This is a genomic window from Pseudoduganella sp. LjRoot289 (assembly GCF_964252925.1).
In the GTDB taxonomy this organism is placed as follows: Bacteria; Pseudomonadota; Gammaproteobacteria; order Burkholderiales; family Burkholderiaceae_D; genus Rugamonas.
Genome location: NZ_CAXUPN020000001.1, coordinates 6,579,293 through 6,588,100, shown reverse-complemented (window position 1 = coordinate 6,588,100; position 8,808 = coordinate 6,579,293). Strand labels below are relative to the sequence as shown.

Here is an 8,808-nt window from a genome sequence, read left to right as displayed (position 1 = left end):
AAATCCTTTTCAGGATTTGTCTTGATTTCATGCCTAAGCATAAAATCACTCACTCAAAATACTGACGATTCCTTCTTTCGAAGGTCACGTTTAATATATTGTGCGAGCGTTTAAATAATTTGAGACGCGGCTTGCGCCGCGGGCTCCATCATCAAACGCCCACACTTATCGACTGTTAATTTTTAAAGATCTGCGGCACTGTTTGACAAAGCGTTTTGTTTGTCAGCCGCGAAGAAGGAAGATTATGGGGCTTTTCATTACTACCGTCAACCCCTACTTTTCCTTCTGTCCTACGCTGCGTGTGTTCAGCAGCGCGGGGACAGAACTATAGCAAAGCATGCGGAGGCTTGCAAGGCTGTTTTTGGAATATACTTGCCGAAGCAGCTATCGACAGGAGTCAGGATGGTCCCACATGAACTGCCGGCCACTACGCCGCCAACGATCCTGGTCGTTGACGACTCCCCTTCATTCCTGACAGCGCTGCTCGACCATCTGGCCTCCCGTGGTTTCCTGGTCCTGATTGCCCGCACTGCGGAAGAAGGACTGATGCGGGCCGAATTCGGCCGTCCCGACCTGATATTGATGGACGTGGTCTTGCCGGCCATGGACGGTTTCGAGGCTTGCCGCCGCTTGAAAGCCCGCGACGACACCAAAGACATCCCCCTCATTTTCATGACCAGCCTTTCCGACGCGCGCCAGAAGGTGATCGGTTTCGCTGCGGGTGGCGTCGATTACATCACCAAACCCTTCCAGATCGAAGAAGTACTGGCCCGTATCAATACCCATCTGGAACTGCGCAAGGCCAACCGTGATCTGCAGCAAATGTTCGAACAGCTAACCCGCGCCAAGGAAGAACTGGTGCACAACGAAAAACTGGCGGCGCTGGGCGCGCTGGTGGCCGGTATCTCGCACGAACTGAACACGCCTATCGGCAACAGCCTGATGATCGCCAGCGCTTTCGAAGATCAGACCAGCGAATTCCGCGCACAGTTCGGCAAGGGCGAGCCGATGCGCCGATCCGTGCTGGAAGGTTACCTGTCCAATGCGAATACGGCCGTGGAAGTATTGGTGCGCAATTTGCACCGGGCGGCCGACATGGTGTCGAACTTCAAACAGGTGGCAGTGGACCAGACCAGTGCACAGCGCCGCACCTTCCTACTGGCCGAAGTCGTGTCGGGCAATGTGCTCACGCTACTGCCGACCATACGCCGCACGCCTTATACCGTGACTCAGGAGATTCCGCCCACGCTGATGATGGACAGCTACCCGGGACCACTGGGCCAGGTCATCACCAACCTGGTGGCCAATGCCATCACCCATGGGCTGGACGGTCGCCCCTACGGCACCATTGCGATCGCTTCCGGTAACGAGGACCAGGACCAGGACAACGTGGTAATGACCGTTTCCGACGACGGCAAAGGCATCAGCGCGGACAACCTGCTGCACATCTACGAACCCTTCTTCACCACCAAGCTGGGAGTGGGCGGCTCAGGACTGGGGCTGCACATCGTCCACAACATCGTCAGCGACATATTGGGCGGCCGCATCGATGTACACAGCACGCCCGGCACCGGCACCACCTTTACGTTGACCCTGCCTCTGACGGCGCCGATGCGGGCGGCTTAGGCGCGCTGGCCATGTCTTTCAGGCGCCGGCGGTTGCCCTTGATCCAGCCGGCCAGCGCGCTGCCGGGCATGGGCGCCGCCACGAGCACGCCCTGCGCCAGTTCGCAACCCAGGCTGCGCAGCAGCGCCAGGTCGGCCTCCAGCTCTACACCTTCCGCTACCACCGCCATACCCATCTGGTGCGCGGCGGCGATCGTTTGCTCCATCAGTACCTTGCGCGGCGGATGCCGCGACGCTTCATGCACGATGACGCGGTCGATGCGCAGTTCGGTCAGCGGACAGCGCGCGAGTTGCTGTTGCGTGGTGTGGCCCGCGCGGTAGCCGCACAGTCCCAGGCCGAATCCGCGCACACTCAGGTGTGCAAGGTTGGCGATACTGAGTGGCGCACCGCCGGCCAGCACTGGCTCGGCACACTCCCAGATGATGCAATGTGGCGCCAGTCCGAGTTGGCGCGACAATGCGCTCAGCTCGTCGACCTGGGCGCGGTCGGCCAGCGTTTCGGCCGGCAGTCTGATCGACATCGTCAGCGATAGCAAGCCGATGTCCTGCCAGGCGCGCAGCTGGCGCAAAGCCTGGTCAGCGATGGCGGCCGTCAGCGGCACGATCCATTCCGTACCGTGCAGGGCAGGCAGGAAACGCGCGGCACGTATCAGGCCGCGTCGCGGATGCAGCCAGCAAGGCGACACGTCGAGGCCGCGCAGCATGCCGCTCGCGAGCTCGACCCGGGGCTCGTAGTAGGGCAGGAATTGCCCCGCCGCCAGCGCCGCCGCCACCTCGTCCTGCGCGGGCAACTCGCTGGACGCGAACTCCCGCATACTGCCCATATCGGCGTGCTGCAGGATCTCACTCAACATGTCGAAGTGCAGGGGTTTGAGCACCGTGCCCAGCATGGCCAGGCGCGCCGTGCCGTGCTCCATGCTGGCCGACGCTTCCCGCAAGCGCGATTCGCGCGCGCTCGCCACCACCAGCATGGCCGCCAGTTCCAGTTCGCGCAGGTGGCGTATCAGTTCGATGCCGTCCATGCCCGGCATGTCCAGGTCGGTCAACACCAGTTCCACCGGCAGGCCGCGCGCGTCCAGCTGGCGCAGCGCGTCGATACCGTCGCAAGCTTGCAATACCTTGCCGAAACCGGCCTGGCGCAGCAGGCTGGCCATGTGGTCGCGCTGGACCGGACTGTCCTCAACGACCATCGCGGTGCAGTTGTCCCAGTCTGCCATGCGCTCGCCCCGGGATCAGAAGTGATTCAACTGCTGTACGATCTCGCGCCCGATCTGCTCGAGCGCCACGGTGCGTTCCACGCCGCCACGCTTGACCGCTTCCTTCGGCATGCCGTACACCACGCAGCTGGCCTCGTCCTGCGCAACGGTATAGGCGCCGGCGTTGCGCATCTCCAGCATGCCGGCTGCACCGTCATCCCCCATGCCGGTCATGATCACGCCCAGTGCGTTCGCGCCGGCACACTTGGCCACGGAGCGGAACAGCACATCGACCGAAGGCCGGTGGCGGTTCACCAGCGGGCCGTCCATCACCTCCACAAAATACTGGGCGCCGTTACGGCGCAGCAGCATGTGCTTGCCGCCGGGAGCGATTAGCGCGCGGCCCGGGGAAACCCGGTCTCCGGTCTGCGCTTCCTTGACCATGATCTCGCACACCGAATTGAGCCGCTCGGCGAAAGCGGCGGTGAATTTCTCAGGCATGTGCTGCACGATGACGATGCCGGGCGACACGCGCGGCAAGGACGTCAGCACCACTTCCAGCGCCTGCGTGCCGCCGGTCGAGGTGCCGATGGCGACCACGCGCTCAGTGGTCTGCGTCATCGCGCGGCCGTCGGCTGCGGGCAGGATAGCATCGGCGGTCAGCTTGGCGACCGGTTGCAGCGGCGCGGCGGCGCGGCCGGCCAAGCGCCGCACATTGGCGACGGCGGCGGCGCGCACTGCCGCCACCAGTTCATCCGAACTATCGTTGAGGAACTGCTTCAGTTCCAGCTTGGGCTTGGTGATGATGGATACGGCGCCGGCAGCGAGCGCCTCCATGGTGGTCTTGGCCGCCTTGGCCGTGAGCGTCGAGCAGATCACCACCGGCGTGGGCCGCTCAGCCATGATCTTGCGCAGGAAGGTGATGCCGTCCATGCGCGGCATTTCCACGTCGAGCACGATCACATCGGGCCACACGGTTTTCATCCGCTCCATCGCCAGGATGGGGTCGGCCACCGCGTGCAGCACCTGGATGTCGGGCGCCTTGTTGAGCAGGGCAGTGACGACCTGGCGCACCACCGCCGAATCATCCACCACCATGACATTGATCTTCTTCATAAGCGCTCCTTCAACGGCCTGACGCGTGGCGTGGGCTGCGCACCGGGCGGGCCCTGGCGCACCCACACATCGCCGGTCTTGACGTTGAAAATAATGTGCCGGTGGCCGATGCCGAACAGGCTCTCGGACACCACCGGTATCTTGTGCATTTCCAGCATGCGTTCGGCCGTCTCGCCGTTGCGCCGCCCTATTCCAGTACCGTCTTCCCGCTCCAGGGCGGGGAACATCATGCCGCCGCCGAATATCTTGGCCTCGCACTCGGCCGGATCGACGCCCGCGCGCACCAGGTCAGCCAGCATCAGCTCCAGCGCGCCCTCGCAATAGCGTCCGTTCAGCTGCGCCATGCCGCCCTTGTCGGCCTTGGTCAGCAGGAAGTGCGACATGGCGCCCACCCTGCGCTGCCGATGCCAGAGCGTAATCGAAACGCAGGAACCGAGCACAGTGCGTATCCGGTGCCGTGCGTCGCCGACAAAATGTTCGCCCGGCAGCAGGAAGACGTCGATGATGGACACGGCCGCCTCATACCTTGCGGTAGACAGACGGCGCCAGCACCTGCAGCGGCCCCGCCATGTCGTGCAGGCTTTCGGAGTGGCCGATCAGCAGATGGCCACCCGGCCTGATCGCCGCCAGCAAGCGTCCCACTACCTGGTGCTTGGTCTCCGGACTGAAGTAGATCAGCACATTTCGCAGGAAGACCACGTCGAACTGGCCGAACTTGGGCAGCGTATTCGCGTTCAGGTTCACCTGGTGGAACTGCACTCGCTGCCGCAGCGATTTCGCCACCAGCAGCGTGCCTTCCTGCTCGGCGATGCCGCGCAGGCAGTAGCGCTTCAAGTAAACCGGCGGAATGTGGCTGGTGCGTTCGCGCGTGTAGTGGCCGGTGCGTGCGGCCGCCAGCACCCGGCTACTGATGTCGGACGCGTACAGCTCCCAATCCTGGGCGCCGAGCACGTCATCCAGCACCATGGCGATGCTGTACGGTTCCTCCCCCGAGGAGCAGGCCGCGCTCCAGACCCGGAACGGCCGCCGCTGCGACAGCGCCTCGGCCGCCAGCTTGCGCAGCAGGTCGAAATGCTTGGACTCGCGGAAGAAATAGGTTTCGTTGGTAGTCAGCAGGTCGATCGCGGTCTGGGTTTCGGCCGGCGACTGCCCGCTGGAGATGATATTGAAATAAGCGCCGTAGCTGGCAAGCTGATAGTGCGCCAGGCGCTTGGCGAGGCGCCCGCTGACCAGCGCCTTTTTGCCCGATGCCAGCGTAATGCCGGCCACCTCGAAAATGAAGCGCTGGAACTGGCAGAATTCACGCTCGCTGATCGGTTCCACTGACATTGCAACACTGTCCCGCATTCAATTCCCTCCCAAGCTAAAATCGCGTGAACTGCGATTCATCCGGTTCGCCGTCCTGCCCGGCCGATTGGCGCGGCGCGAGACGCCAGGCAAGGAGCGGCAGCGGCGCTATCATGACTCTCCCATTATCGCAGTTTGAAGCCCCATGCTAGGCCGAGTGCTGCAGGCAGGCAATAGAGCGCGACAAAAAAGGGCACGGGGAGCCACAAACGCAAAAAACCCCCACCGGATCACCGGAGGGGGTTTCTCTTATAACTAGCTTGACGATAACCTACTTTCACACTGGTTGCAGCACTATCATCGGCGCAAAATCGTTTCACGGTCCTGTTCGGGATGGGAAGGGGTGGGACCGATTTGCTATGGTCATCAAGCTTTGACTTGGTCGAGTCACTGTTCCCTGTTGGGCAACAGCGCTCTAAAATTTGGAGGAAGCAAGATTTATTATTGTAGCGATTGCGTATCAACTACGCACAACATGCGTACTTCTCGCCTACAACCATCAATGTTATAGGGACAAGCCTTACGGGCAATTAGTACTGGTTAGCTTAATGCATTACTGCACTTCCACACCCAGCCTATCAACGTCCTGGTCTCGAACGACCCTTCAAGGAGCTTAAAGCTCCGGGAAATCTCATCTCAAGGCAAGTTTCCCGCTTAGATGCTTTCAGCGGTTATCTCTTCCGAACTTAGCTACCCGGCAATGCCACTGGCGTGACAACCGGTACACCAGAGGTTCGTCCACTCCGGTCCTCTCGTACTAGGAGCAGCCCCCTTCAAATTTCCAACGCCCACGGCAGATAGGGACCAAACTGTCTCACGACGTTTTAAACCCAGCTCACGTACCACTTTAAATGGCGAACAGCCATACCCTTGGGACCGGCTACAGCCCCAGGATGTGATGAGCCGACATCGAGGTGCCAAACTCCCCCGTCGATATGAACTCTTGGGAGGAATCAGCCTGTTATCCCCAGAGTACCTTTTATCCGTTGAGCGATGGCCCTTCCATACAGAACCACCGGATCACTATGTCCTACTTTCGTACCTGCTCGACTTGTCGGTCTCGCAGTTAAGCACGCTTATGCCATTGCACTATCATCACGATGTCCGACCGTAATTAGCGTACCTTCGAACTCCTCCGTTACACTTTAGGAGGAGACCGCCCCAGTCAAACTGCCTACCATGCACTGTCCCCGATCCGGATCACGGACCAAGGTTAGAACCTCAAACAAACCAGGGTGGTATTTCAAGGTTGGCTCCACGATGACTGGCGTCACCGCTTCAAAGCCTCCCACCTATCCTACACAGATTGGTTCAAAGTCCAATGCAAAGCTACAGTAAAGGTTCATGGGGTCTTTCCGTCTAGCCGCGGGTAGATTGCATCATCACAAACACTTCAACTTCGCTGAGTCTCGGGAGGAGACAGTGTGGCCATCGTTACGCCATTCGTGCAGGTCGGAACTTACCCGACAAGGAATTTCGCTACCTTAGGACCGTTATAGTTACGGCCGCCGTTTACTGGGACTTCAATCAAGAGCTTGCACCCCATCATTTAATCTTCCAGCACCGGGCAGGCGTCACACCCTATACGTCCACTTTCGTGTTTGCAGAGTGCTGTGTTTTTATTAAACAGTCGCAGCCACCAGTTTATTGCAACCCTTTCGCCCTATCACAGTAAAGTGACCAAGCTACCGGGGCGTACCTTTTCCCGAAGTTACGGTACCAATTTGCCGAGTTCCTTCTCCCGAGTTCTCTCAAGCGCCTTAGAATACTCATCTCGCCCACCTGTGTCGGTTTGCGGTACGGTCTCGTATGACTGAAGCTTAGAGGCTTTTCTTGGAACCACTTCCGATTGCTTCACGCACTAGTGCGCTCGTCCCGCTCCCTTGAATTACGCACCCGGATTTGCCTAAGTGCCTTCTATGAAGCAGAAACTGACTATTCCAACAGTCAGACAACCTTCCGCGATCCGTCCCCCCATCGCATCATACGACGGTGCAGGAATATTAACCTGCTTCCCATCAGCTACGCATCTCTGCCTCGCCTTAGGGGCCGACTCACCCTGCTCCGATGAACGTTGAACAGGAAACCTTGGGCTTACGGCGTGGGGGCTTTTCACCCCCATTATCGCTACTCATGTCAGCATTCGCACTTCTGATACCTCCAGCATCCTTTACAAGACACCTTCGCAGGCTTACAGAACGCTCTCCTACCATATGCGCAAGCGCATATCCGCAGCTTCGGTGACTGGCTTAGCCCCGTTACATCTTCCGCGCAGGACGACTCGATCAGTGAGCTATTACGCTTTCTTTAAATGATGGCTGCTTCTAAGCCAACATCCTGACTGTTTTAGCCTTCCCACTTCGTTTTCCACTTAGCCAATCTTTGGGACCTTAGCTGGCGGTCTGGGTTGTTTCCCTCTTGACGCCGGACGTTAGCACCCGACGTCTGTCTCCCAAGCTCGCACTCATCGGTATTCGGAGTTTGCAATGGTTTGGTAAGTCGCGATGACCCCCTAGCCATAACAGTGCTCTACCCCCGATGGTGATACTTGAGGCACTACCTAAATAGTTTTCGGAGAGAACCAGCTATTTCCAAGTTTGTTTAGCCTTTCACCCCTACCCACAGCTCATCCCCTAATTTTTCAACATTAGTGGGTTCGGTCCTCCAGTGCGTGTTACCGCACCTTCAACCTGGCCATGGGTAGATCACTTGGTTTCGGGTCTACACCCAGCGACTAGCGCCCTGTTCGGACTCGATTTCTCTACGGCTCCCCAATCTGGTTAACCTTGCCACTGAATGTAAGTCGCTGACCCATTATACAAAAGGTACGCAGTCACGGAACAAGTCCGCTCCTACTGTTTGTATGCACACGGTTTCAGGATCTATTTCACTCCCCTCCCGGGGTTCTTTTCGCCTTTCCCTCACGGTACTGGTTCACTATCGGTCGATTACGAGTATTTAGCCTTGGAGGATGGTCCCCCCATATTCAGACAGGATTTCTCGTGTCCCGCCCTACTTGTCGCACGCCTAGTTCCACACATCGCATTTCGTGTAAGGGGCTATCACCCTCTATGGCCGCCATTTCCAGGGCGTTCCACTATGCGTCATGCTAAAACGTGCAGGCTCTTCCCATTTCGCTCGCCACTACTTTGGGAATCTCGGTTGATTTATTTTCCTGCAGCTACTTAGATGTTTCAGTTCGCCGCGTTCGCTTTGCATGCCTATGTATTCAGCATGCAATGACCTAAAAGGCCGGGTTTCCCCATTCGGAAATTCTCGGATCAAAGCTTGATTGTCAGCTCCCCGAGACTTATCGCAGACTTCTACGTCCTTCATCGCCTGTAATCGCCAAGGCATCCACCATGTGCACTTATTCACTTGTCCCTATAACATTGATCCCTTGCGACTAACAAAGAACCGTTATAAAGCAAGAAGTACTACGTTGTTGCGTTTGTTGATATTGCAATCACTACCCAACGTTCGATCTTGCGATCGAACGAAAAATAATAAATCTTTACTTCTTC

Annotated in this window: 5 protein-coding genes and 2 rRNA genes; 1 reads left to right on the top strand and 6 read right to left on the bottom strand. The window is 58.4% G+C overall.

Going from position 1 to position 8,808, the window contains the following annotated elements; all coding sequences use genetic code 11:
• Positions 1–402 precede the first annotated feature (402 nt).
• Entirely contained in the window at positions 403–1,626 is a 1,224-nt protein-coding gene (locus ACSQ8Y_RS28385) for a sensor histidine kinase (protein WP_436269716.1), read from the top strand.
• Here ACSQ8Y_RS28385 and ACSQ8Y_RS28380 read toward each other — a convergent pair.
• From ACSQ8Y_RS28380 to ACSQ8Y_RS28355, 6 genes are all read right to left on the bottom strand, one after another.
• Complete coding sequence (locus ACSQ8Y_RS28380) at positions 1,583–2,842, bottom strand: EAL domain-containing response regulator (RefSeq protein ID WP_436269715.1); 1,260 nt, start codon at positions 2,840–2,842, stop codon at positions 1,583–1,585. The genes ACSQ8Y_RS28385 and ACSQ8Y_RS28380 overlap by 44 nt on opposite strands.
• A 15-nt stretch (positions 2,843–2,857) precedes the next feature.
• The gene (locus ACSQ8Y_RS28375; RefSeq protein ID WP_436269714.1) at positions 2,858–3,937 is read right to left on the bottom strand and encodes a protein-glutamate methylesterase/protein-glutamine glutaminase; all 1,080 of its coding nucleotides are present in this window, start codon (positions 3,935–3,937) and stop codon (positions 2,858–2,860) included.
• Positions 3,934–4,449: a chemotaxis protein CheD gene (locus tag ACSQ8Y_RS28370; protein ID WP_436269713.1), complete on the bottom strand. Its 516-nt coding sequence runs from the start codon at positions 4,447–4,449 to the stop codon at positions 3,934–3,936. The genes ACSQ8Y_RS28375 and ACSQ8Y_RS28370 overlap by 4 nt, the downstream gene beginning before the upstream one ends.
• 7 nt (positions 4,450–4,456) lie before the next feature.
• Positions 4,457–5,266, bottom strand: a complete 810-nt coding sequence (locus ACSQ8Y_RS28365) for a CheR family methyltransferase (RefSeq protein WP_436269712.1) — start codon at positions 5,264–5,266, stop codon at positions 4,457–4,459.
• Between the two features lie 276 nt (positions 5,267–5,542).
• A 5S ribosomal RNA gene (gene rrf / locus ACSQ8Y_RS28360) occupies positions 5,543–5,655 on the bottom strand.
• 138 nt (positions 5,656–5,793) lie between these two features.
• A 23S ribosomal RNA gene (locus tag ACSQ8Y_RS28355) occupies positions 5,794–8,668 on the bottom strand.
• Between the last annotated feature and the right edge of the window lie 140 nt (positions 8,669–8,808).

What these genes read in the sequence shown, in the direction of transcription:
- ACSQ8Y_RS28385 (WP_436269716.1), top strand. Translation starts at nt 403, where the DNA reads ATGGTCCCACATGAACTGCCGGCCACTACGCCGCCAACGATCCTGGTC.
- ACSQ8Y_RS28380 (WP_436269715.1), bottom strand. Translation starts at nt 2,842, where the DNA reads ATGGCAGACTGGGACAACTGCACCGCGATGGTCGTTGAGGACAGTCCG.
- ACSQ8Y_RS28375 (WP_436269714.1), bottom strand. Translation starts at nt 3,937, where the DNA reads ATGAAGAAGATCAATGTCATGGTGGTGGATGATTCGGCGGTGGTGCGC.
- ACSQ8Y_RS28365 (WP_436269712.1), bottom strand. Translation starts at nt 5,266, where the DNA reads ATGTCAGTGGAACCGATCAGCGAGCGTGAATTCTGCCAGTTCCAGCGC.